The 26,604-nt window shown below is 59.7% G+C and carries 26 protein-coding genes; 14 read left to right on the forward strand and 12 right to left on the reverse strand.

Annotation, left to right across the window (positions count from 1 at the left end; all coding sequences use genetic code 11):
* Window positions 1-25 precede the first annotated feature (25 nt).
* Window positions 26-574 (forward strand): PilZ domain-containing protein, encoded by a 549-nt coding sequence (locus JNJ45_10280; GenBank protein MBL8049054.1) that lies wholly within the window; start codon window positions 26-28, stop codon window positions 572-574.
* Here the strand turns inward: JNJ45_10280 and JNJ45_10285 are convergent.
* Window positions 563-811 (reverse strand): 4Fe-4S binding protein, encoded by a 249-nt coding sequence (locus JNJ45_10285; protein ID MBL8049055.1) that lies wholly within the window; start codon window positions 809-811, stop codon window positions 563-565. The two genes, JNJ45_10280 and JNJ45_10285, sit on opposite strands and share 12 nt — an antisense overlap.
* Before the next feature lie 126 nt (window positions 812-937).
* Between JNJ45_10285 and JNJ45_10290 the strand changes: the two genes are divergently transcribed.
* Window positions 938-2,020 carry a porin gene (locus JNJ45_10290; GenBank protein ID MBL8049056.1) on the forward strand — a complete coding sequence of 361 codons (1,083 nt, stop codon included), beginning with the start codon at window positions 938-940 and terminating at the stop codon, window positions 2,018-2,020.
* Between the two features lie 55 nt (window positions 2,021-2,075).
* Here JNJ45_10290 and JNJ45_10295 read toward each other — a convergent pair whose 3' ends face one another.
* Window positions 2,076-2,468, reverse strand: coding sequence for an iron-sulfur cluster assembly accessory protein (locus JNJ45_10295; GenBank protein ID MBL8049057.1), 393 nt, complete (start codon window positions 2,466-2,468; stop codon window positions 2,076-2,078).
* 468 nt (window positions 2,469-2,936) lie between these two features.
* Between JNJ45_10295 and JNJ45_10300 the strand changes: the two genes are divergently transcribed.
* The gene (locus tag JNJ45_10300) at window positions 2,937-5,390 is read left to right on the forward strand and encodes an Eco57I restriction-modification methylase domain-containing protein (protein ID MBL8049058.1); all 2,454 of its coding nucleotides are present in this window, start codon (window positions 2,937-2,939) and stop codon (window positions 5,388-5,390) included.
* A gap of 191 nt (window positions 5,391-5,581) precedes the next feature.
* On the opposite strand, the gene JNJ45_10305 is transcribed toward JNJ45_10300, so the two are convergent.
* The 3 genes from JNJ45_10305 to JNJ45_10315 all read right to left on the reverse strand — a co-directional run bounded on the left by JNJ45_10305 (window position 5,582) and on the right by JNJ45_10315 (window position 8,248).
* Window positions 5,582-5,941 carry a PilZ domain-containing protein gene (locus JNJ45_10305; protein MBL8049059.1) on the reverse strand — a complete coding sequence of 120 codons (360 nt, stop codon included), beginning with the start codon at window positions 5,939-5,941 and terminating at the stop codon, window positions 5,582-5,584.
* Between the two features lie 34 nt (window positions 5,942-5,975).
* Complete coding sequence (locus JNJ45_10310; protein MBL8049060.1) at window positions 5,976-6,692, reverse strand: HD-GYP domain-containing protein; 717 nt, start codon at window positions 6,690-6,692, stop codon at window positions 5,976-5,978.
* Window positions 6,693-6,805: 113 nt separating this feature from the next.
* A complete protein-coding gene (locus JNJ45_10315) occupies window positions 6,806-8,248 on the reverse strand; it encodes a hypothetical protein (protein ID MBL8049061.1) in 1,443 nt (480 codons plus the stop codon).
* A gap of 156 nt (window positions 8,249-8,404) precedes the next feature.
* Between JNJ45_10315 and JNJ45_10320 the strand changes: the two genes are divergently transcribed.
* A complete protein-coding gene (locus tag JNJ45_10320; protein ID MBL8049062.1) occupies window positions 8,405-11,362 on the forward strand; it encodes a hypothetical protein in 2,958 nt (985 codons plus the stop codon).
* Here the strand turns inward: JNJ45_10320 and JNJ45_10325 are convergent.
* Both JNJ45_10325 and JNJ45_10330 read right to left on the reverse strand, forming a co-directional pair.
* Window positions 11,311-11,748, reverse strand: coding sequence for a hypothetical protein (locus JNJ45_10325; GenBank protein MBL8049063.1), 438 nt, complete (start codon window positions 11,746-11,748; stop codon window positions 11,311-11,313). The two genes, JNJ45_10320 and JNJ45_10325, sit on opposite strands and share 52 nt — an antisense overlap.
* 127 nt (window positions 11,749-11,875) lie before the next feature.
* Window positions 11,876-13,441: a DUF3466 family protein gene (locus JNJ45_10330; GenBank protein MBL8049064.1), complete on the reverse strand. Its 1,566-nt coding sequence runs from the start codon at window positions 13,439-13,441 to the stop codon at window positions 11,876-11,878.
* A 175-nt stretch (window positions 13,442-13,616) separates the two neighbouring features.
* Between JNJ45_10330 and JNJ45_10335 the strand changes: the two genes are divergently transcribed.
* From JNJ45_10335 to JNJ45_10350, 4 genes are all read left to right on the forward strand, one after another.
* A complete protein-coding gene (locus JNJ45_10335; GenBank protein ID MBL8049065.1) occupies window positions 13,617-13,889 on the forward strand; it encodes a hypothetical protein in 273 nt (90 codons plus the stop codon).
* Between the two features lie 80 nt (window positions 13,890-13,969).
* Complete coding sequence (locus JNJ45_10340; GenBank protein ID MBL8049066.1) at window positions 13,970-14,182, forward strand: helix-turn-helix transcriptional regulator; 213 nt, start codon at window positions 13,970-13,972, stop codon at window positions 14,180-14,182.
* A complete protein-coding gene (locus tag JNJ45_10345) occupies window positions 14,175-15,323 on the forward strand; it encodes a HipA domain-containing protein (GenBank protein ID MBL8049067.1) in 1,149 nt (382 codons plus the stop codon). Before JNJ45_10340 ends, JNJ45_10345 begins: the two co-directional genes overlap by 8 nt.
* A 41-nt stretch (window positions 15,324-15,364) precedes the next feature.
* The gene (locus tag JNJ45_10350) at window positions 15,365-16,267 is read left to right on the forward strand and encodes an NAD-dependent epimerase/dehydratase family protein (GenBank protein ID MBL8049068.1); all 903 of its coding nucleotides are present in this window, start codon (window positions 15,365-15,367) and stop codon (window positions 16,265-16,267) included.
* Here the strand turns inward: JNJ45_10350 and JNJ45_10355 are convergent.
* On the reverse strand, window positions 16,264-16,452 hold the full coding sequence (locus JNJ45_10355; protein ID MBL8049069.1) for a putative motility protein: 189 nt from the start codon (window positions 16,450-16,452) through the stop codon (window positions 16,264-16,266). The genes JNJ45_10350 and JNJ45_10355 overlap by 4 nt on opposite strands.
* Before the next feature lie 85 nt (window positions 16,453-16,537).
* On the opposite strand from JNJ45_10355, the gene fabD reads away from it, so the two are divergent.
* On the forward strand, window positions 16,538-17,470 hold the full coding sequence (gene fabD, locus JNJ45_10360; protein MBL8049070.1) for an ACP S-malonyltransferase: 933 nt from the start codon (window positions 16,538-16,540) through the stop codon (window positions 17,468-17,470).
* Window positions 17,467-18,213, forward strand: coding sequence for a 3-oxoacyl-[acyl-carrier-protein] reductase (fabG, locus tag JNJ45_10365; GenBank protein ID MBL8049071.1), 747 nt, complete (start codon window positions 17,467-17,469; stop codon window positions 18,211-18,213). Before fabD ends, fabG begins: the two co-directional genes overlap by 4 nt.
* On the opposite strand, the gene JNJ45_10370 is transcribed toward fabG, so the two are convergent.
* Window positions 18,210-19,109, reverse strand: a complete 900-nt coding sequence (locus tag JNJ45_10370; GenBank protein MBL8049072.1) for a DUF4434 domain-containing protein — start codon at window positions 19,107-19,109, stop codon at window positions 18,210-18,212. The two genes, fabG and JNJ45_10370, sit on opposite strands and share 4 nt — an antisense overlap.
* A 56-nt stretch (window positions 19,110-19,165) precedes the next feature.
* On the opposite strand from JNJ45_10370, the gene JNJ45_10375 reads away from it, so the two are divergent.
* Window positions 19,166-20,851 carry a M3 family oligoendopeptidase gene (locus JNJ45_10375; protein MBL8049073.1) on the forward strand — a complete coding sequence of 562 codons (1,686 nt, stop codon included), beginning with the start codon at window positions 19,166-19,168 and terminating at the stop codon, window positions 20,849-20,851.
* A gap of 17 nt (window positions 20,852-20,868) precedes the next feature.
* Here the strand turns inward: JNJ45_10375 and JNJ45_10380 are convergent, their stop codons facing one another.
* The gene (locus JNJ45_10380) at window positions 20,869-21,363 is read right to left on the reverse strand and encodes a MerR family transcriptional regulator (protein MBL8049074.1); all 495 of its coding nucleotides are present in this window, start codon (window positions 21,361-21,363) and stop codon (window positions 20,869-20,871) included.
* Window positions 21,364-21,513: 150 nt separating this feature from the next.
* Between JNJ45_10380 and JNJ45_10385 the strand changes: the two genes are divergently transcribed.
* Both JNJ45_10385 and JNJ45_10390 read left to right on the forward strand, forming a co-directional pair.
* Window positions 21,514-21,771, forward strand: a complete 258-nt coding sequence (locus JNJ45_10385; GenBank protein ID MBL8049075.1) for a hypothetical protein — start codon at window positions 21,514-21,516, stop codon at window positions 21,769-21,771.
* 33 nt (window positions 21,772-21,804) lie between these two features.
* Complete coding sequence (locus tag JNJ45_10390) at window positions 21,805-22,008, forward strand: hypothetical protein (protein MBL8049076.1); 204 nt, start codon at window positions 21,805-21,807, stop codon at window positions 22,006-22,008.
* On the opposite strand, the gene JNJ45_10395 is transcribed toward JNJ45_10390, so the two are convergent.
* Both JNJ45_10395 and JNJ45_10400 read right to left on the reverse strand, forming a co-directional pair.
* The gene (locus JNJ45_10395; protein ID MBL8049077.1) at window positions 22,005-22,928 is read right to left on the reverse strand and encodes a DUF3187 family protein; all 924 of its coding nucleotides are present in this window, start codon (window positions 22,926-22,928) and stop codon (window positions 22,005-22,007) included. The genes JNJ45_10390 and JNJ45_10395 overlap by 4 nt on opposite strands.
* A complete protein-coding gene (locus JNJ45_10400; protein ID MBL8049078.1) occupies window positions 22,925-24,736 on the reverse strand; it encodes a M3 family oligoendopeptidase in 1,812 nt (603 codons plus the stop codon). The genes JNJ45_10395 and JNJ45_10400 overlap by 4 nt, the downstream gene beginning before the upstream one ends.
* A gap of 43 nt (window positions 24,737-24,779) precedes the next feature.
* Here JNJ45_10400 and JNJ45_10405 point away from each other — a divergent pair, with 43 nt between their 5' ends.
* Complete coding sequence (locus JNJ45_10405; GenBank protein MBL8049079.1) at window positions 24,780-26,603, forward strand: APC family permease; 1,824 nt, start codon at window positions 24,780-24,782, stop codon at window positions 26,601-26,603.
* The last annotated feature ends 1 nt before the right edge of the window (window position 26,604 follow it).

Below are 26,604 nucleotides of genomic sequence, written 5' to 3' on the forward strand. Positions count from 1 at the left end.
CACAGGCATCTTCCGGAACACCCGGATGAAAGCGATTTCAACGTTCGGCGAGCTGGTGCTCGGCGGTTGGGTCGTGGATGTCACCAAGTCGCAGCTGATTTCCGACCTCGGCACCGCGGCGGAATTGGAGGCCGGTCAACCCTTTAAGATCGAGATTTTCGGCGCCCGTTACGACCTCAGGGCCGACGGTAACTTCCGTCAGCTCATCCAGAACCGGACGATTTTCGATCTCAGCAACGTCAGCGTGAGCCCAGCGACTGAGGCCGTGCGCATGGTGGTGCCGTTTTATCCGTGCGACATTCACCTCGACAACATGCGCGGCGAGGCTTCGGCCGTGGATATCAGCATTGAGGGCATCGGCTTTCTGACCAGCGCCAAGCTGGAGAAGGGCGACAAGCTACAGATTTATGTGACCTCACCCGAAGGCGTGATTGAGGTGCAAGCGGACGTGCGCTACTGCCTGGCGACGGACCCCGACGGGTTCGAATTTCGCGCGGGTGCGCGGCTGACTTTTCCCGACCGCATCGGTCAGGCCAAGTGGATGCGCCTGTTTGCGAACCAGCTAGCCGCCTGAAATTCGGCGCGACTCGCTGCCGTTCTTTTCGATGTAATCCTTCCAGTTCGGCGGCACATCGGTGTCCACGAAAATGGCGGAAACCGGGCATTCCGGCTCGCAGAGACCGCAGTCAATGCACTCGTCCGGGTTGATGTAAACCATGTCGTCGCCTTCGTAAATGCAGTCCACAGGGCAGACAGTCATGCAGGACTTGTCCTTCACTCCAACGCAGGCTTCAGTCACGACGTACGGCATCAATGGAATTGTACACTAGCCACCTACTTGAGGTTTTGCACCCTACAAACCTAAAGAACCGTCTGAGATTTGCCATTATTGTGGTTACGGTATTTATGCCGGGAAGGATAATTAAGCATGAAATCGATGACAACTCGAGGACTTCTCGTCACCTCGCTCTTAGGGGCCGCCAGCTTTGTGTTTGCCGCCGACGAAAACCCGATCAAGGTGACCGGAACCGTCGATGTGTACTACCTCCGCGACTTTAACGAAGGTCCTGGCGATGCCAACCTGCGTTTTCTGGACACCCGCAAGAACAAGCTGACGCTCAACACCGCGCTGGCCAAGATTCGCTACACGCCGAAGAAGACGCCGTTTAGCGCCTCGGTCGACCTGGGCGTCGGCAAGATGCAGGACCTCACCAACGCGTCTGAACCCGGCGGAACCGATCGCTATAAGGTGTTCCAACAAGCGTTCGTGAGCTACGCTGGCAAGGCCGTCAACGTGGACTTCGGTAAGTTCGTCACCTGGGTGGGCTACGAAAACCTTGAGCCCTCGGAAAATGCCAACTACAGCCACGGCTTCCTTTCGAACCTCGGGGTGCCGACGTACCACTTCGGTCTGCGGGCAGGCTTCAAGGCCAACGACATGGACCTGACCGCCGCCATCGTGCGCGGTTGGAACGAAGTCGAAGACTCGAACGGCCAACTTTCGTACGGTCTGCAAGCCAAGAAGAACCTTTCGGACAAGACCACGGTGACCGCTAACTTTATGGGCGGCGGCGAAGGCAAGAACGGTCAAACCGCGGGCATCGCATTTGCCGATGGCCTCAAGCGCGACACCTACACCTACGACGTGATTCTGACCCACAAGCTCGATGACACGACCGACCTCGCGTTCGAAGGTCTGTACGGCAACGCGCTGGGCAAGGGTGGCAACCCGAGCGCCAAGTGGACCGGCGTTAGCGGCTGGGTGAGCAAGAAGTTCAACGACAAGATGACGGGCGCGCTCCGCATCGAGAGCTTCAACGATAGCGATGGTCAACGCACGGGCACGGCCCAAAACCTGACCAGCGTGACCCTGACCGCTGGCTACAAGCTGTCGCCGAACTCGCACTTCCGCTTGGAACTGCGGGGCGACCGCTCGAACCAATCGGTGTTCACCAAGGAGAACGCCGCTAACACGAAGAATCGCAGCACCCTGAGCGGCGCCTACATTCTGAAGTTCTAGTCCCGTCGGACATAAAAAAGCCCGGCTTCCTTTGGGGAAGCCGGGCTCTTTTCTTTTAGTGGCTGCCGCAGCCGCCCGAGCCGCATCCGCCGCTACCGCAACCGGCGGCTTGGCCGTCTTCGGTGGCAAACGAGTTGCCGCAACCGCAGCCGCGAACCGCGTTGGGGTTTTCGATCTTAAAGCCTCCACCGTGCTCGTCGTCCACAAAGTCCACAATCGAGCCGGTCATGTAACCAAGGCTGCCCGGATCAATGATGACCTTGACTCCGGCTTCGGCGAAAATTTGATCGCCCTCTTCGGGCGTGTTGTCGTCCAGCGCCATGCCGTACTGCAGACCGCTACAGCCGCCCCCGGCGACCCAAACTCGCAGGGCCGCATTTTGCTGGCCTTGCTCTTCCATGAGAGCCTTGAGTTCAGATGCTGCGCGATCGGTGAGGGTAATTGCCATGATTGTCTTGTCCTACGAAAATTGTGGCATAGATTGTCGCGATCTGGCCACGAATCTTTACTTGACTGTACACATTTCCATTTAGTTGCGAACGCAATATATTTCAAATGCCTGCGCGTAGGTGAGGCCTTGCATCGCGCCAGTATCTGTCTGCGAAAAGAAACGACTCCTGTTGCCTCCCTAAGAGTTCAGGAGAGAAACTCTGAGAAATCAGCTATGATTCAGTTATAGGGGTCGAGACGCGTGACTTCAGAAAGTTTTCTGCTCAGCCTTCGGTGCAGTTTCAGTCATAATGGAACCAATGCTTTTTTGTGAGACTGGCTTAGCCATAACACTACTTGCCATTCCTGCCTTACTGTTGCAGGGCGCGCAGATTCCTCGCCAAAACCGTGACGAATCGGAATCCGCACTCGACGGGAGGGAAACCTGAGTCAAACCGTCCCAGTACCAATCATCAGTCTGCTCGCCATGGTGGACGCTTCAAGAATCGAAGCCAGCGGGAAGCTTGACCCGGACGGGCGATCATCGTTTGGACAGTTTCTAACGCCGCTTCCGACTGCCAGGCTCATGGCTTCGATGATCGGGCCGATGGGCGAGAGCATCAGAATTCTTGATCCTGGCTCAGGTATTGGAACTCTCTTTACTTCAGCCGTCGAAGAACTTGTGCTAAGGCCGGATCCGCCACGAGCAATCCATGTGGTGGCCTATGAGGTGGACGTTGACCTCCTCAGTTTTTTGAAGCGGACGATATTCCTATGTGAGTCTTTCTGTGCCTCACGCGGAATTGACTTCAAAGCCGAGGTTCGCGCTTGCGACTTCATCGCCGATACCGCCGATCGCTTGAGAGGGGGGCTATTCGACTGCGCGGAAAAGCCAAATTTCGACCTTGTGATTCAAAATCCCCCTTATCGAAAGATTGCCGCGAATTCGGACGCACGACGCTTGGCCGCATCGTTTGGGCCAGAAGTCGTGAACCTTTATGCCGCGTTCCTCGCCGCATCGGTTCGAGTACTGAAGGAGGGCGGTGAACTCGTATCGATAACTCCCAGAAGCTTTTGCAATGGCCCTTACTTTAAGCCATTCCGCCATTTCTTCCTTGAGCGAATGAGGCTTGAGCGATTCCACCTATTTGGATCCAGGAATAAAGCGTTCCAAGAAGACTCGGTGCTTCAAGAAACGATTATCACCCACGCAGTGAGAACCGATTCACCAAATTGCTACGCAGTCCAAATCGCATCAAGCGAATGTGCGGAGGGTGATGTGCTAAGAAGATTTGCGCCCTTCAACGAGGTCGTACGACCAGGAGATCGCCAGGCTTTCTTTCACCTGGCTGCAGACGAACTGGAGGCCCGGACGGCTTCCAGAGCAGCGACACTCACATCCAGTCTCGGTGAACTGGGAATCAGCGTTTCGACCGGGCGAGTCGTTGACTTTCGCGTGAAGGATCACCTGAGGGCGGAGCCCGAAGAAGGTGCCATCCCCCTGATCTATCCTGCGAACCTAAGTGACGGGCGCGTTACTTGGCCGAAGGCCATCCGCAAACCCCAGGCGGTCGTGCTGGCTGACGACACCCGTTCCCAGACTCTTGAGAAGGGGCACTATGTTCTTGTCAAGCGTTTTTCATCAAAGGAAGAGAAGAGGCGCGTAACGGCTGCCATCGTCAGCCCAGAATCAGTGGATTCAGAAAGGATCGCGTTTGAAAACCACCTCAACTTCTTCCACGAGAATGGACACGGCCTTGACGAAACGATTGCCAAAGGCTTGGCTCTGTTCCTGAACTCTTCTCAGGTAGACGATCATTTCCGTCAGTTCAATGGACATACGCAGGTAAATGCGACCGACCTTCGCTCTCTTCGTTATCCGACCCGCGAAGAACTTAGCCGATTAGGGAACCATGTGAACGGAGCTTGGCCCGACCAAGCTGAGATTGACAGAATTTTCGACGAGGAACTCATGGCAGACGAAACAGAACAAAACCCACAAGACGCAAAGAGGCGGATCGATGAGGCGATCCAGATCCTGACGGACCTTGGAATGCCGAGGGCTCAGATCAACGAACGGTCAGCATTGACCCTTCTTGCTTTGGTAAACCTTACTCCCGACAAGTCGTGGGATGAGGCGGCGTCCACCCCGATAGGCATCACCCCCATGATGGATTTCATGAAAACTGCGTACGGCAAAGACTATGCTCCAAACACTCGTGAAACGGTTCGACGCCATACGGTACACCAGTTCGTGCAGGCCGCCTTCATCCTAGAAAACCCGGATGATCCGGCAAGGCCAACCAACAGCCCCAAAACCGTTTACGTGATCGAATCAAGCGCACTCGCTCTGTTGCAGCAATTCGGCAGTGAGAAATGGCCAGAGCTTGCCAAGCAGTATTTGACAGCAGTACCCGCTCTCCAAACCAAATACCAGCAAGCTCGTGAGAGGCAACGAATCCCTATCGAGCTTCCCAAGGGCGTCACATTGACCCTCTCTCCAGGAGGCCAGAATGAGCTCGTAGTAAGAATACTAGAGGACTTCGCCCCCATATTCACGCCTGGCGGCAGGCCCATTTACGTGGGGGATACTGATGATAAGAATGCCTTCTACGACAAGGATGCCCTTGCACACCTTGGAGTTGAGATAGAGTCCCACGGCAAGATGCCAGACGTGATTATCCACCACACTGGGCAAGACTGGCTTGTTTTGATTGAGGCCGTCACATCACACGGTCCGATCAATCCCAAGAGACTCGAAGAGCTCAAAGAACTCTTTAAGGGGTGCAAAATCGGCCTCGTTTATGTGACAACATTCTTGACTCGCGACGCAATGAAGAAGTATCTGTCGGAAATTGCCTGGGAGACAGAGGTTTGGGCCGCTGATACCCCTGAACACCTCATACACTTTAACGGTGAACGATTCCTAGGTCCGTACTAGAAAACTATCAGAATGACCTCACCTTCTCTTTGCGCTAGACTACAATGATGTTGCTTCATTGAGGCTCATATTCCCAACTTGAGCAGCAAAATAGGCGAACAACTAGATAGAACTCTACTTTCGCAGGCCTAACGCAAAATGCCCCGAGCGAAATCGCTCGGGGCAGGCGGTGTTGGGGCCGCTGAGTACGGTTAGGCGTTGCGTTCTTCGAGCAAGTACTCGCCTTGCAGGCGGAAGAACTCGTGAACGTAGCGCGCAATCTTTTCGCGCTCTTGCGCGGTTTGCGGAGTAAAGCGGAAGCCCACCGCGAAGAGATCGGTGTTCGGAATCGCGTTGCTGTACCGAATCTCGGCGTTGACCAGGAACGGCTCAACGGCGTCCGGTTGCGCGACGTCAATCACGACGGTGGCTCCGGAAGTCACGCTGGTGCGTGAGCGAACCTGAGCGCCACCAAGGCTGATATCGATGATCACGGATCGAATCGGATCGGCCCCTTCATGGGTGTAGATCATGGCGTATTCAAACAGCTCGAAGCGAGCATGTTTTCGCATTTCCAAAGCGTCTTGGTTATTCATTCCGATTTTCCTAGGCGACCTTGGCTGGTTCGACCTTGGATCTCCCTACTCTTTCAAAGATATTGGCAAGAATTTCCACAACCTCAGGGTCAAGTTTGCCAACCGCCGCTTCGTAGCGCAATATCTCGGCGGCTTGTTGAGTATTCATGCTCGATCGATACGACCGATTGCTAAGGAGCGCGTCGCAAATGTCGGCGACCGCCACGATGCGGGCCTCGCGTGATACCTCTTCGCCGGCGAGCTGATCGGGGTAGCCCGAACCATCGAGCTTTTCGTGGTGGTGCCGCACAATATCGCGAATGCTCGCCATTTCGGGCACGTTGGCCAGCATCACGTCGCCGATGACGGGGTGCATTTTGATGACCGTGTACTCGGCTTCGGAGAGCGTGCCCGGCTTTTCCAGAATCACGTCGGGGATGCCGATTTTGCCGATGTCGTGCAGAAGCGATCCGCGGGCCAGGGTTTCCAGCTGTTGGGCGTCCATGCCCAGTTCTCGGCCCATGATGGTGGCGAGAATCATGACGCGCTCGCTGTGGCCGCGAGTATAAGGCGACTTCGCCTCAATGGCATTGACCAGCACACGCACGGTGGGATCCCAAAGCTTGACGACCTCGCGGGCGGGACTCTGCTCGGAGCCTAAGCCCCAGGCGACCTCGGGCGAATCGAAGCCCTCAGATTGACTGAGCGCATCGTAGAGCGCCTCTCTTGAAAGAATGTTTTGGAACATGTGCGGACCCCTATCCTCTGTTCCCCCCGTTGGGTTGTTCCATACTTGGCACAAAAGTTAAAGCCCCTGAGAATAATTCTCAGAGGCTTTTTGAGGAGCGGGTAAGGGTGGCCTTACTTCTTGGGGGCGGTGATGAGCACGTGCCCGGTTGCCGGGTCGTAGTCCACATCCACCTTCAGGGCTTCGGTGATGAAGCTGAGCGGAACCAAGGCTCGGCTGGCTTCGAGGAACGGCTTGAGTTCCAGCTTCACGGGAAGCTTGTTGACCTTAGCCGTGCCGTTGCCAATTTGGAAGTAAACCGCTTGACCAGGCTTGCTGGCGTTGACTTCCTTGGTCGCGTGCGTCCACTTGACCTTGCCGCCGGCTTGCTCAAAGAGGAAGCGGAACGGGGTGATGGGCACGCCATTGACGACTCGCGGCTTGACCGCGCCAAACGCGATCGGCTTGCCGTCGAGCAGCAGGTTGAACGAACCGACTTCGGGAAGCTTCACGCCGTACGAAATCTTCATCGTGCCCTTGACCGGAGCGCTCGGCTTGATCACCGGCTTCACCACTGGCTTGACGACCGGCTTGGCTTGCGCCGGGTTCGGAAGAATCGGCTTGGTGTTGACCACCGGCTTCGTCGCGACGGTCGGCTTGGTTTGCACGGCCACCGGAGCGGAAACCGTGCGCTTGCCGGTCGGCGTGAGATTCTTTTGACCAGCGGCGGTGCTCATCGGCACCAGCGAACCGCGGCGAATGCCCGAGGCTTCGGTCAGAATCGGCGTGCTGCCGTTCGACTTCAGGTCGCGCATCGTGGTCACGGCCATGATCGGCTTGGCGGTCGGCTTGTTGACCTTGGTGGTCGCCATGCCGTTGGCGCTGGCCGGGTCGAAGTTGACCGGCTTGGTCGGTTGCGTGGTCACCTGCGTGGCGGGGTTCGCGATGCGATCCGTGCGGCCACCCGGGTTGTTCACGTAGACCTTAACCTTCTTGGTCTTGAACGTATTGTTGCTCTCGTCCACAACCCAGGCCTGCACCAGGTGCCAGCCGTTGTTTTGGCGAGTCGTGTCCCAGAAATAGTTGTAGGGTTGGCTGTTCTTCAGCGACTTCCATTCGTCGTCGATGAAGAAGCTCACGTACAGGTCGCGGAAGTCGCGGTTGACGCCGAGCTTGAGCTCGACGGTGCCTTCGACGGTCATGCCGCTCTTGAGGCCTTGCAGGTAAACGACGCCTTGGGTTTGGTGATCGACCTTGATCGTGGTCTTTTGCAGACCGATGACCTTGCCGTCTTGATCGTAGATCGTCACTTCAACCGCGTTGTCGCCATCATCCAGCGATTCTAGATCAAGGGCGAATTCAAGCTCACCGCGATTGTTGTCGGGGCTGACGACCTTGGAGCCTCGGCTCCGACCGTTCACCTTGATCTCAATCAGAGCTGCCTTCATCCCGGCGTACTTCACCGACATTGTCGGGCTGTTCACCGTATGGTCCACTCGGATTGAGCCATCTTGTCGCGACGACGCTTGACTTGCCGCGGCGCTGACCACTACGGCCAACAGCACGAGTCGTTTCATCCAATTTCTCATGTCTACCTACACCTCATTTGGGCCGTATGATCGGCCTAGTTCCCCATATTACCAAGAATTCTGGGAAGTTCTCAGAAAGGACGGAACTGGATGGGGAAATGTTGGTGCAGTTCGCATGAAAGCGGTATAGTCCGCGAGAGGGCTATGGCGGAGGCGCGCCTTACATATTTCGGAGAGTTTTCGGTGGAGGCGGGAGGTGAACGCATCACCCGATTCGATACGCAGCGCGCGGCGAAACTGGTCGCGCTGGTCGGCCTCTCGCGGTCCAAGCGTCTCTCTCGCGCCGAGCTCGCCGACTTGCTCTGGCCCGACGATTTTCCCGATGCGACCCGGTTGCGGTTGCGGCAAGAACTCGCCCGCGCCCGCAAGGCCCTGGGTGCCCACGCCGACTTGCTGATCGCCGATGGCGAGTTTGTGAGCCTGGCCGAGGTCACCTCCGATCGCGACGATTTGGCGAATCTGTTGCGCGTTCCCGCGGATTCGCCAACCTATGGTCGGGCGGTGGACCAACTGATCGGCATGCTCGCCGGGGACTTTTTGGCCACGTGGTCCGAGCCCTGGGTCTTCGCCGAGCGAACGCAAGCTCACGCGATGCGCCGCGAGGCGGTGCTCAAGGGTGCCACGCAATACCTTTTGGATGGTCGCCCGCAAGATGTCGTCGCGCTTTGCACTCCGCTCGCCGCGCTCGACCCGCTTGACGAAACGATCCGGATGCTGCTTGTCCAAGCGTTCGCCGAAACCGGTTCGATGACCCAGGCCATGAGCGAGTTTCAGCAGCTCAAGCGGGCGCTGCGCGACCAAAACCGGGCGCTCGCCGAGGAAAGCGAGGCCGTGATGGCCGGGCTCGGCTCGCGAACGGTGGCCCGGCCCGCCGAAACCGCCGGAAACTGGCGTCCGCGACCCGTGAACTTGTCGCGCACCTTCGGGCGAGCGAGCGAACGAGAACTCATCGCCCAGCGTTGGGCGGAGGGACACCGCCTGGTGACGCTATTGGGGCCGGGTGGCATCGGCAAAACGCATCTCGCATTGGATGCCGCGGCAGACGGAGACGGGGCCGTGGGTTGGGTGCCGCTGGCCGAGTTGGGGGCGGCGGACCAGGTTCCGGCGGCCTTGTTGTACCAAGCGCAACTCTTCGCCCCGGACAACGTGGACGCCTTGGATGTCTTCGTGCGGAGTGTCGGTTCGAGGCCAACTGTCCTGGTGCTCGACAACGCCGAGCACCTCATGCCCGACCTCGCCGCCATCGTACGCCGGTTGCTGGAATCCCTCCCCGGCTTACGACTCTTAGTGACCTCGCGGGTGCCGCTTGGGCTGGCGGGCGAGCAGCAAATCCGCATCGGACCGCTCGATCCGACCTCGGCGGGACGCGACTTGTTGCTCGACCTGTGGCGCGGACTCCGCCCGAATCTGGCGATGACTCCCGCCACCGAATCCGAACTGACGGAACTGATGCAGCGCCTCGATGGTTATCCGCTCGCGCTGCGACTCATCGCGCCTCGCCTGAAACTACGCAGCCCGGCGATGGTGCTGCGCGAGCTGGGCTCCACGCCGATTGCCGCCGCCCTGGACGATTTGCCCGAGCGGCACCGCGACCTTTCGGCGCTCATCGGCGGGAGCGTCGAGTCGCTCTCGGCGAGCCGTCAAGCGGTGCTCCTCGCGCTGACGATGTTTCCGTCGGGAGCCACGGTGGAGCAGTTGCAAGATGTGTTGCCCGAGCCAGAACTGTTGGATGATCTCGATTTTCTGGTGGATCAATCGCTGGTGACCCTCGACGAGGGGGCGCAGGTCCGCCTGCGCACCTTGGAGTTGGTGCGGATCTCGATTCGTGCCTCGCTCGCCGAGGCGGACCGCCACCACGCCAGCACCGGCTTTATCCGCGCCATGATCGCGACCGTCCGGCGGCACCTTCCTAGCCTCTGGGGACCCATGTCCGCTGAAACCCTGGACATGCTCGACGCCGAGACGAGCAACGTTCACGAGGCGTTGCGGCTCGGCGCGGAGGTGGAACCGCCGTTGGCCGCCGAGCTACTGGGCGTGTGGTGGCGGCAAGACTTGGCCCGGGGTCGCTACCGCTATGTGCTGGCTCAGGTGGATGCGCTTGACAACTCAGCTCAGCCGGAACTCGCTTTCGCGGGCGGAATTGCTCGCTTGGCCTTAGGTCGGGAAGCCGAGTGCGCGGAGTGGCTAGAGCGCGCGATTTCGGGGTTTGCGCTGCAGGGTTCGGCGGCGGGTCAGGCGATCGCTCACGCAAGGCTGGCGAGTTTGGAACGGCGCACGGTTTCGATTGAGGCGGCGCTCAACCGAGCCGAACAGGCTCTAAAATTGGCGCAAGCGTCCGGCTTACCGCAGATCGAGGCTGAATGCGAACTCACGCTGGGGATCCTGTTCATCTTCGCGAATCAAGGTGACGAGGCGGCCCGGCATATCCGCGCCGCGGTGGAGAAGAGCCTTGTGGCGGGTGACGAAGCGCAAGTGGTCAACGCGGGTTTGCGGTACATGAGCGTGCTGCATGGCGAGCACGACTTCGCCGGGATGTTGACCGAGCTGGAGCGGCTCTTACCAATGGCCGAGCGCTTGCGTGAGCCGGGTGCGATCAGTTTTGCCCACGAGTTGCGCGGGCGGGCTTTCATTGGACTTGGTCAACCCGCGGGTGCCGAAGCGAGTTTTCGCGAGAGCTATCGCGGGTGGGAGCGGCTCGACAACACGTTCCAAATGGCTGATCAATCGCTCTCGCTCAGCCGGGCTTTTGCCGATATGGGCCGGTTCGCCGAGGCGGAAACTTGGGTGGTTCATAGCGCAAATCTTTGGATGAAGGCGGGCGACGTGGGCGGCCTCAACGCCGCATTGACAATCCTCGCCCGGTGCTGGATGGCTCGGAACGAGCAAGCCAAGGCGGCTCACGCGCTGGGCGTGCAAGAAGCTCTTGCGCAGGAACTCGGGTTGCGGCTGGTGGATTCGGAGATCACCCATCGCGACGGCGTCCGAGCTCAGGTGGGAGAGTTCGCCTTGCCAAAAGAACCCGCAACCGCGGCGAGCGCGCTGGCGCTGTTTCAGGAGTTGCCGGTCGCGCCGGCGAGCATCAACTCGCAAATCAATCCGTAGAGGTTCCCCCAGGCCGCGACTTCGGCCTCGTTCAGACCAGCGTGTTGGGTGAGCACGCCGAGCAAGACTCCGCCGACCGGGCCGTAGTGACCGGCCGCGGCTCCGTAGTGGCGATGCCGCTGACCGAGTTTCTGAGCTTCCACGGCCGCTTCGTCGGGCCGATCGAGATACTCAATGAACCACGCAAGCATCATCATGAACTTCTCGTGAAGGTCAGTTAGATCGGCGGGAAACAGCGGGCGAACGTCGGGATGGTGGGCGAACAGCTGGTCGTAGAACTCGACCACCGCTTGGTCGCTTTGCGGAATGAGGCGGGCGAACGACGATCGAAGCAGACTTCGCTCGTCGGCGTTGGGCCATCGTTCCAATAGTGGCGGCGAACTCACTTGTCTATGGTATTGCATGTTGGAATCTCCTTGGTGGGTTAGGGCTGCTTGTCACGGCAAAGCGTGAAAAGTGTCGCGGCAAAAAAGGGACGAGCCCGAAGACTCGCCCCCCTAATCGACGGTTGGCTTAGTCGCCGAACATGTCGAAGTTGCGAGCGAGGATCACGTAGTCGGCGATATCCACGATTTGGTCCGCGTTCAGGTCGGCCATGAAGTTCCAGTTCGGACCGCCGTAGACGCTGTCGAACGCCGCCGCAAGACCGGTGTAGTCGGCGATGTCCACGACGTTGTCGTTGTTCACGTCGCCATTCTTGAACGTGGTAGGAGCCGTATTGATGGTTTGGAACACGGTGGTGGCGTTGAACACGACGTTGCGTTGCAGCCAGTGGCTCGGCTTGATGCGGAGCGTGCCGATGCCGCTGTGGATGGTGCTTACCCTGAGCACGCCACCTACGGGGATGTCCGAGCCGCTATCGACAACTGCGCCGGCGGTGCTGAGAATGTCCCACTCGACGTAGCCGGAGAGCTGAGTGTCCTCAAACGTACAAGGCACTTGGATGTTTTGCACCGGGAGCAGGACGCAAGCTCGCGACGTACCGCTGGGGCCGAGATCGCCGGCAATGCACATCTTTTCGTTGATGTCGTTGGCCGAGCCGATGTAGTTGAACATCTGGCCATCGGAGATCACGTTCAGGTCGGTGAGCGTCGTGCCGTCGAACAGGGTGCCGCGGAGCGTGGTCCCGGTTTCGTTGTTGCCCGCGATGTAGCCAAGGTTGTTCACCGATCGGGCCGCCGACGAGTCGCCGCTTTGCGTGTAGCTCAGTTGCGGAATCAGGGTCGTCGTTCCGTAGTTATCCTTGTAAAAGGCGCGCGATTGGCCGGTGGCCGGCCAAAAGGTCCCGACCATGCGGTTGAAGTCGTTAATGTCTTCGACGCTCGTGGACGAGGAGGAACTGTACGGGTTGGCCACGCTGAACATGCCACCTGAGCCGTTGTCGCGCATTCCGGCGTTGTCGCTGCTGGTGGTGCGGGTGTAGCCAACGCACACTTCGGTGCTGTTGATGGCGTTGATGAACGACGTGTTTGCCGAGGTGCCGTTGATGTTGCCGAGGGTTCCGCGGAACGTCTTGGCGTTGTTGGGGGCGTAGTACGACATGCCCTGGAGCACCGAAGTGGCCGTGCCGCTGTAGACTCGGCCCGAGGCGGCGCCCACGCAATTGCCGTTGTTGTTGATGCCCATCAGGTAGCTGTCGGCGTTGGTCGTGCCATCGAACGGTGTGATTTGCACGGGCATGCTGGGGTCGCTCCAATACAGACCGCGGCTGCGGCTGCTGGGGGACATCACCTTGGTGCCGTAACCGACCATGCGACCCGAGTCGTTGATATCCCGTACTCGGGTGTTGGTGAAATCGGACGGGCGGGGCAGCACGATGAGCTGCTTGGTGTTGAGGTTGTACTGCCAGGCGCGAACCAGACCGGTAGCGTCGGTCATGTTGCCAACCACGAGGCCGTTGTTATTGATTCCGACGGCGCTGTTGTGGACGCCGCCCATTTGGCCCAGGTCTATGACGCGATAGCGACCGAGGTTTGCCGAGGCGCTGGTGGCGAAGAGAGCAGCAAAGCTGAGGACGGCGATCGATGTGTTCAGAGTTTTCATGATGTTCACGGTTTCGTGCCCGTTGCGGGCTGACAAACATCATTTTCGAGGATGGCCGTGACAAGGCCAAGGGCGGTCCGTTACGGATGCGTGACAACCGTTTGTCACGCCAAAACCCCATATTTTCCGCCCTCATTTAGTCAATGAGTCCTTACTTTTAGCCCACTTTTCTCTCATTTTCATCAAAAAAACGCCAAAAAGTAAACGTTACTTGACCAACGCCGGTTCTGGAATTCGCCTAGACGGCGAAGATACGTTCCGTATTTCCGGCGTCTCGCCGGTTCTGGAAATCGCCGAGACGGCGAAGATACTCGTTCCGTACTCCCGGCGTCTCGCCGGTTCTGGAAATCGCCGAGACGGCGAAGATACGTTCCGTACTTCCGGCGTCTCGCCGGTTCTGGAAATCGCCGAGACGGCGAAGATACTCGCTCCGTACTTCCGGCGTCTCGCTCCCTTCCCCGCTCGTCCTCTGATTTGGCGGTGAGTAAAGGATCGTTGATAATTTGGCGATTTTTTGTGATCCAGGAGGAAAAAAGTGCCATAATGTAAAAGATCGTGGACTAAATGACTATTGAATCGATTGCCAAAATGCTCGTTGAGGAGCGCCGTCGGCTGGGAATAACCCAGGCCGAGGTGGCCCTGTTGGCGGGATGCTCCAAGCCGTCGGTGATTGCCGCCGAGCGCGGCCGCCCCAACCTGCGTTTGGAGACGCTGGTGAAAATCGCCAATGTTCTGGGCCTCGATCTGCAGCTCTCGCGAGGCAAACGCAGTGCCTGACGCCATCATCTACCAGGGCGATGACGCCCGCGCCGAGATCACTCGCGACGACAATGGCCTTATCCTGGAGTACCTCACTCCCGGTCCGCCCTTGGCGGCGCAGTTGCCTTACTTCGAGGGGCCGCGGAGCTTCGCTGAATTCCCCAACTTCTTGATCAACCTTCTGCCCGAAGGAGCACGGCTGCAGATGCTGCTCGATGCCTTGCGCGCAAAAGATGATGCGCTTGAGCTCTTGCTGCGCGTGGGGTGGGACACCATTGGCGACGTGGCGGTGCTCGACCCCGATGCCAGCGGACCACGCCAGCCTTTGGTGCCCGAACAGATGGCTCGCGACGTGAGCTTTTGGAAGCTGTTTGAGGCCGGAGCGGGCGAGCACGCCGACGCTAGTGTGCCTGGCGTACAGGAAAAACTCTCCGCGGCGACAATCTCGTTTGGCGTGCGCATGAGCGATCAGCTCAGCGCAATTCTCAAGCTCAACCCCCGCCGATATCCGCGCCTGGTCTACAACGAGCACTTCTTCTTGCGCATGGCCAAGGGGTGCGGGCTGGAGGTGGCCGCCGCGCAGTTGGTGCACGACCGCGAGCGCGAGCCGGGCCTGTTGGTGACGCGTTTTGACCGAGTCAAGGACGGCCGCACCTTGCGCAAGTTGCACCAAGAAGATGGGTGCCAAATTCTCGACTTGCCGCCTCGCGACAAGTATCAGGTGAGCGTACGCCACATGGCCGACGCGCTGGTGGAGTTCGCCTCCGCGCCGCGCGCGGAAGTGTTGCGTCTGCTGGAGCAAGTGCTGTTCAACTACATCATCGGCAACGCCGACCAGCACGCTAAAAACGTGAGCCTTTTGTGGCGCGACGGCGTTGTGCGCTTGAGCCCGGCGTACGATGTGCTCAGCACGTTGCCGTATGCGTTGCCACCCGAAATGTCGATGCACCTCGATGGCAAGAGCAACAAGCTTCGCGCCGCGGACTTCGTGAAGTTCGGCGAGCGATACCACGTGCCGGCCAAAGCCACCGAAGCCATGCTCGCCCGAGTGACCACCAAGGCTCAACCATGGATCGAGCGGGTCGGCGAGATCGGATTCGACGAAACCATCACCAAAAAGCTGCAACGAGAGATCGCCGCGCGCCTTGGCGGATTGTAGGCTCCGGCACCGGGCCCGGTGAAAACTCGTAGACTGTAAGCATGGACTTTCTTGTGCTCGGCGGAACCCAGTTTGTGGGTCGCACCATCGTCAAAACCTTGCTTTCGAACGGTCACAGGGTGACCTTGCTGCACCGCGGCAACACCAACCCCGAGCTGTTTCCCGAGTGCGAGCACCTGCTCACCGATCGCCTGGAAATCGAACAGTTTGACCTCGGCGAGCGGCGCTGGGATGCGATCGTGGATGTCAGCGGCTACATTCCGCGCGCCATGACCACCGCCATCAACGCGCTGAAGGGCCGCGCCGAGCAGTACCTCTTTATCTCCACGATTAGCGTGTACGACGTGCAGGCGGGCGAGCGCGACATCCGCGAAGATCACCGCGTGCTGGAGCTCGCTGATCCAACGGTGGAAAAGGTTGACGGCGAGACTTACGGCGGCCTTAAGGTGCTTTGCGAGCGCACCCTCGAATCCGATTGGTCGGGCACTGTCACCATCGTGCGCCCCGGGCTCATCGTCGGGCCGTTTGACCACACCGACCGCTTGACGTATTGGCTGGAGCATATCCGCCGCGGCCAGCGCCGCGAACCGGTGGGCATTGATCAGCCGCTGCAAGTCATTGATGCGCGCGACCTCGCCGGGCTCGTGCTCAACCTGTTGCAAAGCCAAACGCCGGGCACGTTCAACGCGGTTGGCCCCGCTACTCCGATGTCGTTCCGCCAAGTGCTCGACCTCGCCGTGCAAACGCTGAATCCCGCAGCGGCACTGACGCCCGGCGATTACGCCAAGCCGTTGGACATGGAGGGCGACACCGAGCGAGAAGGCATCATGGTGGTGAATTGGGAGGCCGCGAAGGCAGCGGGATTGCGCCATCGGCCGCTGGCCGAGACCATGCGCGACGCCGTCGCGTGGTTCCAAGAACAGGGGCGCGACCTGAAATTCTAGGCGCGGATATCAATAACCTGACCTTTGCCCTCGAGCATCTTCAAGAGCTCGGTGGCGGTCTCGGTTTGGGTGTCGAGGGTCTTGCGCAACAGGCTCGCTTGAACCTGCGTTTTCATCGTCTCGACCTGCTGTTCGGGCTGTAACGCCTGAATCATCGCGGTGAGTTGGCTGCCGTCGACTTTCATCCTACTATTGGTTATTGCCACATTTCGCGGCGATCTTGAGATGGCGCGGCCAATTGTCCACGGGCCGGTCTGATAAACTCGCCGCATGTTTGCGGTGGTGTTTCCGGGGCAAGGCTCCCAAAAGCCGGGCATGGCGCGCGAGTTAGCAGAGCAAAACGCGGCGGCGGCCCAGGTGTTCGACCAAGTTTCGGAGGCGACGGGCCAAGACCTGCGCCAGATTTGCTGGGAACTGAGCGAGGATGATCTTCGCCAGACCCAAAACGCTCAGCTCGCGCTGTTTACGGCGGGACTCGCCGGCTGGTACGCCCTCGCGCCGAGTGTGGGCAAGCCGAGCGCATTCGCCGGACACAGCGTCGGCGAGTACGCCGCGCTGGTGGCGAGCGGCGCGTTGAGCGTGGCCGAAGGCGCGAAGCTGGTGCAGACTCGCGGCAAGCTGATGGCGAGCGCGGGCGCGACGCGCCCCGGCGGCATGGCCGCCGTGCTCGGATTGGACTCGGGGCCGCTCAGCGAGGTGTGCCTCGCGACCAGTACCGAAGGCTCGGTCGTGGTAGTCGCGAACGATAACTGCCCCGGCCAAGTCGTGGTTTCGGGCGACAAGGACGCCGTTGGTCGCATCGAAGCGGCCGCCGTCGCGGCGGGCGCGAAGCGCGTACTTCCGCTAAACGTGAGCGGCGCGTTTCACAGTCCGCTGATGGCCGACCCCGCGCTCGCCATGGGTCAGGCGGCGACCGCCGCCAACTGGACGGCCCAACACACGCCGGTGTACGCGAACGTCACGGCGCAGGCTGTCGCCGATTCCGCGGCTTGGGCCGCGCTTTTGGAGCAGCAACTACTGAACGCCGTGCGCTGGCGCGAGAGCGTCGAGGCGATGCTGGCCGCCGGGATCACCCACTTCGCCGAGTGCGGCGGCGGGGAAGTCCTGGGTGGACTGTTGCGCCGCATTAATAAAGAAGCGGTGAGCGTGGCCGTGCAAGACGCAGCCTCCCTGGCCGCCGCCCCCGGTATCCTCGAATCATGAATCTCAGTTTTCAGGATCAGTTGGTGGTGGTCACCGGCGCAAGTCGCGGCATTGGGCGCGCTATCGCCGAGGCGTTTGGTGCGGCGGGCGCGACCGTCGCTTGCATCGCGACCAAGGCGAGCAACGCCGAGGAAACAGCCGCGGCTATTACTGCCGCCGGAGGCAAAGCGTCCGCCTACGGCCTCAACGTGAGCGACAGCGCGGCGGTGAACGCACTCACCGATGAGATTGTCGCCGCCCATGGCGCGCCGAGCGTGCTGATCAACAACGCCGGTCTCACCCGCGACGGGCTCATGATGCGCATGAGCGACGAGGATTTCCAAACCGTGATTGATGTCAACCTGCGCGGCGCGTTCAACACGATCCGCGCGATGAGCCGCCCGATGATGAAGGCGCGCTACGGGCGCATCGTGAACATCACCAGCATCGTGGGGTTGCATGGCGCGGCGGGGCAAACCAACTATGCCGCGAGCAAGGCGGGCCTGGTCGGCCTGACGTACTCAGTGGCCAAGGAACTGGGCTCGCGCGGCATTACCTGCAACGCGATTGCGCCGGGGTTCATTGAGACCGACATGACCAAGGACTTGCCCGCCGAGTTTCGCGAGAGCGTGAGCAAGAACGCCCCGGCGGGGCGTCTGGGCTCCCCGGTTGACATCGCCGCGGCGGCGGTCTTTCTCGCTAGTCGCGAGGCGGGCTACGTCACCGGGCAAGTGCTCACCGTGGACGGCGGCCTGACGATCTAAGCTTCGATCCCGAGGTGCTCGCAGTAGCGGCGGAACAGATTATGCGCCGCCGGATAACACGAGTGCGGCGAGACGAAGTGCGGGAACTCGAACGTGATGATCTTCTCGGCGACGCGGCTGGCGGCCTCCATTTTGAATCGCAAGTAACGCCAATCGGCGGGCGGAAACTTGATCGGCATGTCTCGATCGAAGGATTCGAGGTTGCTCCACAGGGTGATGCCGAACTTCTTTGCGAGCTCGGCGATGCCGTCGATAAAGTGCGGCAACTCTTGGTAGTGGACCTGCCCATCCTGGAATGCGCAGATGTCGAACGCGCCCTGGGTCTCGCTGAAAATGCGGTTCCAGTGCTCAAATGACTCCTCCAGCGTGAAGGCGTTTTCGCCGAGTTGCTTTGCGCCTTGCGGGTAGGGCGAAATCAGCACCGGCACGTCCTTGGCGGCGCGGCAATGCCGACCGATGTGATTGAACAGATCAATGATGTGGGCGTCGTTTTTGCCCGTTTCGTGGGTGAGATACCAACCGGCAAATGACGGGTGATGGCCGTAGCGGGCGACCGCCTCGTCGATAAACGCCTGATTGATTTCGACCTCTTTCCACCACGTCCGGCGCACCCAGTGATAGCCGCTGTCGTAGGTGCCCAAGAAGACTTTCAGGCCGTATTCGTCGGCCAGCGAATAGAACATTTCGCCCAGATCCTCGTAAATCGGCAGCAGGTCGGGCAGGCACTTGGCGGGGAAGATGCATCGGTTGCGGTAGCCCGCCCGGATGATGATGACGGTGTCCAGGCCGATGCGGTTGTAAAGCGCAAACTCGCGTCGCCACTCGGCCTCGCCCCAGTTTTGGCTGGGAATATCGTGCGTGATTTCGTCGAGGAACGTGCCGCTGATTGGAAGCATTAAGGACATTATGCGAAAGGCTTCGGCGAGTGTGCCAAGCAAGATACACTGTATTCATGAGCGCCCCCACCGCAAATCCTCACAAGTCCTGGTCGGACTTTGAACCCACATTTACCGAACTCGAAAACCGCCCCGTTGATGCGGCCAACCTAGAAGCTTGGCTCGCCGATTGGAGCAAGGCACAAGCCGAGGTCGAAGACCTGTACTCGCGTCTCAACGTCGCGACCACGGTGGACACCACCGATGCCGCCGCCGAAGACGCGCTCACGCACTTTTTGGATGAGGTGTTCGAGCCGTACGCGCTGGCCCTTCACAAACTGAAGGACCGTTTGGTGGAACTCAACCCCACCCAGCCTGATCTGATGGTGACCGTCCGCAACATGCGCGCCGACGCCGAAGCCTTCTGCGAAGCCAACTTGGAACTCCAAACCGAGGAGAACAAACTCGGCATGGAGTACGACAAGGTCATCGGCGCGCAAACCGTGGAGTGGGACGGCGAGGAGATTACGCTCAGCCGACTGAGCCAGCAATACCAAAGCCCGGATCGGGCGGTGCGGCAACGCGCTTATGAAGCCGAGATGGGCCGCCGCCTTGCCGACCGCGACACGCTGAATTCGCTGTGGGCGAAGTTCTTGACGAATCGCCGGCAGCAAGCCAAGAACGCCGGGTTCGGCGACAACTTCGGCGACCTGCAATGGAAGCGGATGCACCGCTTTGACTACTCGCCTGCCGATTGCCGCGCGTTTCACGCCGCGATCGAAGAGCGCGTGGTGCCGGCGATGGAGCGGGTGCTGGAACGCCGCCGCAGCAAGCTCGGTCTGGACACTTTGCGCCCATGGGATTCCAGCGCACCCGCGCCCGGCGAAACTCCGCTGCGCCCGTTCAACACCGATGACGAACTCATCAATCCGTGCCTGGCGATTTTCGACCAAGTGGATCCGGTGCTCGGCGATAACTACCGCACGATGGTCAATGAGGGTCTGCTTGATCTTGGTAACCGCAAGGGCAAGGCGCCCGGCGGATACTGCACCTCGTTCGCATTGAGCCGACGTCCGTTCATTTTCATGAATGCGGTCGGTCTGCATGGCGACGTGCAAACGTTGCTGCACGAGGCGGGCCACGCGTTCCACGTGTTCGAATCGGCGAGCCTTCCGTACACTATGCAAATGGAAACGGGCAGCGAGGTCGCCGAAGTCGCGAGCATGTCCATGGAGCTTCTCGCCGCGCCGTATCTGGAGAAGTCGAAGGGCGGCTACTACACCGCCGAGGAGGCCAAGCGCGCCCGCATTGAGCACTTGGAAAAGTGCATTTTGTTCTGGCCGTACATGTCGGTGGTGGACGCGTTCCAGCTTTGGGTTTACGAAAATCCGGATGCGGCGCTGGACGCCAAAAACTGCGACGCCGAGTGGACGAAGTTGTGGCACCGCTTTATGAAGGGCGTAGATTACAGCGGCCTCGACGAGATCGTGGCGACCGGCTGGCACCGCAAACTGCACATCTTCCAAGTGCCGTTCTACTACATCGAATACGGTCTAGCGCAGTTAGGCGCAATGCAGGTGTGGAACAACTCGCTGAGCGACGAAAAGGCGGCGGTAGCGGCCTATCGAAAGGCGCTGAGTCTGGGCGGAACGGTGAGCATCTCCGAGTTCTTCCGAACTGCGGGCGGCAAGTTTGCCTTTGATTCGGCGACCGTGGGTCAAGTCATCGATTTGATTGAACGCACGATCGCCGAACTGAGCTAAGTCAGAACCCGATCAGGTCACTTGCCGAGCATCTTGTTGATCTCGGTGAGTGCCTTTTCGAGTTGCTCGTTCACCGGTTTGTCGCTCAGAATGCTGAGCGAAATCCCCGGCGACAGGACGATCTTGCGATCGCCGTAGGCAGCCACTTCTTCGGCCACCACGAGTTGGCGGCGCTTCGTGGGGCGCGCGTCCAGGTATCGCGAGACCACGAGGGCCAATTCTTCTTCGTTGGCGCACTGGTCGAACTCGGCGCGAATTTGCTCCAGCTTGTAGCCTTGATCTTGGGCGCTGCGGGCTCCGACCAATCGCAGCAGGTGCGAGTAGAGGTAGCGGGCGAACTTCGGCGAGCCGATGGGCTTTGGCACAATGCCGCGGTGGATGTAGAACCGCAGGGTGCGTCTTTGGACTTCTCGAAGCCCGGCCATGCTCAGCACGCGATTGGCGGATTCGAGCAGGTCGTCGATGTGGAACGGCGCGAAGTTTTGTTGATCAGCGAGTTTTGTTAGTGGCACGTATTTGTAATGCTCCGTAGAGTTGCACCCATGTTACCGGTGTTTCTCCGTTTTTATTATTTTCTTATAAAAGAATGTTGATTATTGTCACGTCTATGCTGATTACGTCCGAGTTTCGCGGCTAGGCCTTGGACAAGGTAAACTACCCACGTGTCCGCGAAGAAGAAACTGACCGAGCCCAAGTGGTGGAAGAACACCTTCTTTTGGATTGCTGGCATCCTTGTGATCATCGGCATCATCGGCCTGCCATTTCTCGGCGGCGACCGTGCCATTCGCGACCCGGGCCAATTGCCCGAAGGGAATCTTGCCCTTCTCTACTGGCTCGCCGCGGTGATCATGTTTGTCAACGGGTGGCTCAGCCACAAAAACACGGTCATGGAGTTCCAAGACCTCAAGGACATAGAATAATCAATGGTCAAATGTAGCGCATGCGGAAAATCGATGGAGAAAGTGCCCAACTGGCTCCAGTCGGTCAACGTAATTTTCATCTGTAACAACTGCCCGAACCGCCAAATCAAGTCGATCTCCCAGCTGAGCGTTGAAGAAGCGGCGAAGGCCCGCGCCGCCGAAGCGGCTGCGGCGGCCGCCGCCGGGGCGGCCAAGAAGGCCGAAGACTTCGGGGCTGACGCCGACGACGCCGACTAGAACCGGACGCTCAACCGCGCTCCGATTGTGAAGTCCGCGCCGACGTTCGCCAAACTCGGCGTTCGTCCGTAAAAAAGAAAATCTCCGTCCTCGACCAGATACAGGTCGAGGACTTGCTTGTTTTTGAAGGTCTGTCGCAGGCCGAACACCAGGCTGTTGTGCATGCTGTCGGCGCCGGCCGCTCCCACTTTCACGGCGGCGGGTTCGCTTTGCCACTGAATGCTCAGCCGCTTGGAACTCGAGATGTTGTAGCTCACGCCGAGTTGCTGCTGCGGAATCCAGGTCTTGGCGGCTCGCAACTCCTTGGGGCGACCCTGCCACACCAGCCCGGCCAAGGCATGAATGCCCCACCGACCCTGTTGCCATGACCTTGCGACCGACGCACCGACATCGATGTTGCCCGAGCCAAGCAGCTGGCGCGGGTTGCCGAGCGGGAGTTTGATCGCTACGGTTGCCGGGCCGCGTCGCGCACCGACCGTGACGTCGGTAAGCCCAAACGCCGTGCCAAAGCTTCGTTGCCCGGGCGAGGTGATTCGGGTTTGCCCATGCGGCGAGTAGTCGCGCAGGGTCTGATAGCTAAAGGCGAGCCGATGCCACCAGTCAATCACCGCATCCAGCGCGCCGCCGTTGCGAGCGGCCACACCGCCCTCGATGAACCAATCATGCTCGTGCAGACCCAGTTGGACCCGCTGCATTTCCCAATCTTCCACCACCACGGGCGAGAAATTGCGCGGCTCCTCGCGATAGTCGTTGGCGATCGTGAGCTCGTACGTCCACACCCGCTCGCCGCGCTGAATTTTGAGATCCGGAAAGCCCATCCGCAAAAACGGCATGCTGTACGCGCGGTGATTCCGGACATTCAGCTGCGCCCCGGCCAGAACCGCGGCCCCAACAAGCCCCGCAACGAGCGTCAATTTCATAGTTCGCCGACCAAACGCTCGAACTCGTCGATAAATCGCTCGACGACCTTGAGTCCGCCCGCCCAAAATGCGCCGTCGGCCAGATTCACGCCGACAATGTCCATAAGGTCTTGCGGAGCTTTGCTGCCCCCGAGCCGCAGCACGCGCTCGTAGTCGGCGGCGAAGCTGGGGCCCTGCGCCTTGGCCTTTTCGTAGAGCGCGAGCGTGAGCAGTTCACCAAAGGCATACGCGTACACGTAGAACGGCGCGCCAACGAAGTGCCAAACGTAGCTCCACCAAGCGCGGTGCTCCTCGCCAAGCTTCACGCTGTTGCCGAACATCGCTTGCAGTTCGTCTTGCCAAATGTTGCCGAGGTCCTCGGCGGTCAGTTCGCCTTGCTCGCGGCGAGCCGCATGCGCGCGGCGCTCGAAGCGGAACATCGCCACTTGCCGGAACACCGAGGCGAAAATGCCTTCGATCTTTTCGGCGTACATGGCGACCTTGTCGCGGGTGGACGCGCCTTCGAGCAGCTTCTCGAACACCAACATCTCGGCGAAGATGCTTGCGAGTTCGGCCAGCGGTAGGGTGCCGTGGAAGTTGAAGAACGTCTGCTCCCGGCTGAGGCTCGCGTGGACGCCATGGCCCAACTCGTGCGCCAGCGTGCTCACATCCTTGTCCTTGTTCAGGTAGGTCATAAACACCACCGGGTGCGTATCGGGCGTCAGGTACGAGCAGAACGCGCCGCTCGACTTGCCGGGACGCGGCTCGGCATCAATCCAATTGTTCACGAAAAACTCGTCGGCGCGGTCGCGTAACGTCGGCGAGAAGTTGGCAAATGCGTCGAGAATCAGCGTGCGTGCGTCCTCAAACGACATCTCGACTTTGCTGTCGAAAATCGGCGCGTAGCGGTCCACGTGGGTCAGCTCATCCACGCCCAACAGCTTCTTTTTGGCGTTGTAGTAGCGCTCAACCAGGCCATAGTTCGCGGCGGATTGGTCCACCACTTGGTCAACAATCTCCTTGGTGAGCTCGTTGCTCATGTGGCGCTCGTGCTCGGCGGAACCGTAACCGCGAATCCGATCGCTCGTGCTCTTTTCCAGAAGCAGCGTGTTGTAGCAGAACACCAGGCTGTGCTCGATTTCCTTAAGGCCACGCGAGAAGGCCTCGGCGGCGGCCACGCGAACTTCGCGGTTGGGGTCGCGCAGCAGCATGAGAACTTCTTCTTCGCTCAACGACTCGGCGACGTCCGCATCCGGCGCGATGTAGTGATACATCTGCTTGGCCAGGACCTCCTCGCTAAACCGCACCCAAGCGCGGCCACCGGTATTGGAGCACTCCTCGACGATCACTTCTTCGGGTTCGCTCAGCGTGTAGGGTCGAGCTTGGCGGACCGTATCAATGTAGTGCGCGTAGTTGGCCAGAGCGGGGTCCGCCAGCAATGGGGCGATTACAGCCTCCTCCACCTTCATCAGGTCGAGGGCAAAGAACATCAGCTTGATCCGGAGGGAACTCAGCTTAAGCTGCTGCTCTTGCATAAACGCGCCGATCTCCGCGTTTTGACTGTCGCCCGCAAACAGCAGGTTGGCGAACAGCGATGGCTTGTACGCCTCCTGATAGATCGTTTCGAGCTCGGCAATACACGTGGCCAGTTCGCTCGCGGACAGCTGCAGCGGAGCGATCTTGCCGCGATAAGCGGCGACAAAAGCGTCTGCGCGCTGATCCATCGCCGCGTAGATGGCGGCGATCTTGGGGTCGTCCATGCCCGAAAAGAGAGCGGAAAGATCCCAGCGGACTTGCGGGGGTTGGATGGGGGTAGATGCCGAGGCCATACGGTCATTATGGCGAACTGGCCATAATTAACTCTGCAACCCTATGGGCGTTCTCAACAAGTTCAAGCGTGCGCTATTTGGCCGCCCGATCCATACCAAACGGGCCCAACACGAGCGACTTCCCAAGCGGATTGCCCTCCCCGTTTTTGCGAGCGACGCGCTCTCTTCGGTGGCCTACGCCACGGAAGAAATCATGCACGTGTTGGGGTTGGCGCTTTTGGGCGCGACCTTCAACATCTCGATTTTCATTGTGCTGCTCGTGGTGCTGGTGGCGTTTTCCTACCGCCAAACCATCTACGCGTATCCCGATGGCGGTGGTTCGTACCGCGTTTCCAAGGAGAATCTTGGTCGCTGGCCGGGAATGATCGCCGGCGGCGCGCTACTGATTGACTACGTCCTTACCGTCGCGGTCTCGGTGTCGGCGGGCGTGTTGGCCATTGTTTCTATGGCGCCGCAGGCTGCGCCCTACATCATCCAGCTCAACCTCTTCTTTGTGTTGATGCTCACGCTGATCAATCTCCGCGGCGCGAAGGAAAGCGGCGCGGTGTTTGCGATTCCGACCTACACGTTCATCGGGTTGATCTTCGTGACCATCGGAATCGGCTTGACCAAGCCCGCCGCCGAGATGCCGCAGGTGCTCCTGAACGCCAAGAACGATCAGTCCATCCACCAAACGCTAGGCGTGTTCCTCATTCTCAAGGCGTTTAGTTCTGGTTGTACGGCGCTGACCGGCATCGAAGCGATCAGCGACGGGATCACTGCCTTTAAGGAGCCGACGTCGCGCAACGCGGCGAAAACGCTGGGGGCGATGGCGACGATTCTGGTCCTCATGTTCGTGGGCATGAGCTTCCTGGGCAACAAGTTCCACGCCTACCCAATGGAAGCCGGCCCGGGCTTTAAGACCGTCACCGCGCAGATTGCCGCGTACGTCTACGGCGACCGCTCAATCGGGTTCACCGCCATCCAGGTCGCAACGGCGGCCATTCTTGTCTTGGCGGCCAATACCGCTTTTGCCGACTTCCCACGACTAGCCAACCAAATTGCGAAGGATGACCTGCTCCCGCGACAGTTCGGCACGCTCGGCGATCGTCTCGTTTTTAAGAACGGCATCGTCGCGTTGGGCGTGGCGGCCAGCATTCTGCTCGTCATCTTTAAGGGCGACACCCACCACCTGATTCCGCTGTACGCCATCGGCGTGTTCATGTGCTTTACCCTCAGCCAGTTCGGCATGGTGCAAAAGAACCGCAAGGAAGGCAAGCCGATTTATCTGTGGATCATGAGCGTGATCGGAGGCATCGTGACCCTCGTCGTGACGGGCGTCATCGCCGTCACCAAATGGTCCGATGGCGGCTACATCGTCCCGATCGCCATGACGATCATGATCGCCATCTTCTTGGGCGTGAACAAGCACTACCGCTACCTCGGCAAGCAGTTGTCGGTGGAGCCCACCGACCAAGTGCCGAACGTTAAGAGCACCACTTTGCTGCTCGTGCCGCGCGTTCACAAGGGAATTCTGCAGGCCATTGGTTACGCCAAAAGCACGGCCAAGGATTGCCGCGCGCTGCACGTGACGCTTAACCCCAAGAGCACGGGTGACCTCAAGAAGGAGTGGGATCAGCACGGCGGCGACATTCCGTTGGTGATTCTCGAATCGCCGTATCGCTCGCTGGTCGGGCCGGTCATTAGCTACATTGACCAAGCCCTGGAAGAAGACCCGACCATGATCATCACCGTGATCGTGCCGCAGGCCGTGCCCAAGCACTGGTGGCATAGCTTCCTGCACAACAACATCGCGGTGCCGCTTAAGATCGCGCTGGCGGGTCGTCGCAACGTCGTGATCACCAACATTCGGTACTTCCTCAACTAGG

Origin of the sequence: Chthonomonas sp. (assembly GCA_016788425.1) — a bacterium.
Taxonomy (GTDB): domain Bacteria; phylum Armatimonadota; class Fimbriimonadia; order Fimbriimonadales; family Fimbriimonadaceae; genus JAEURQ01.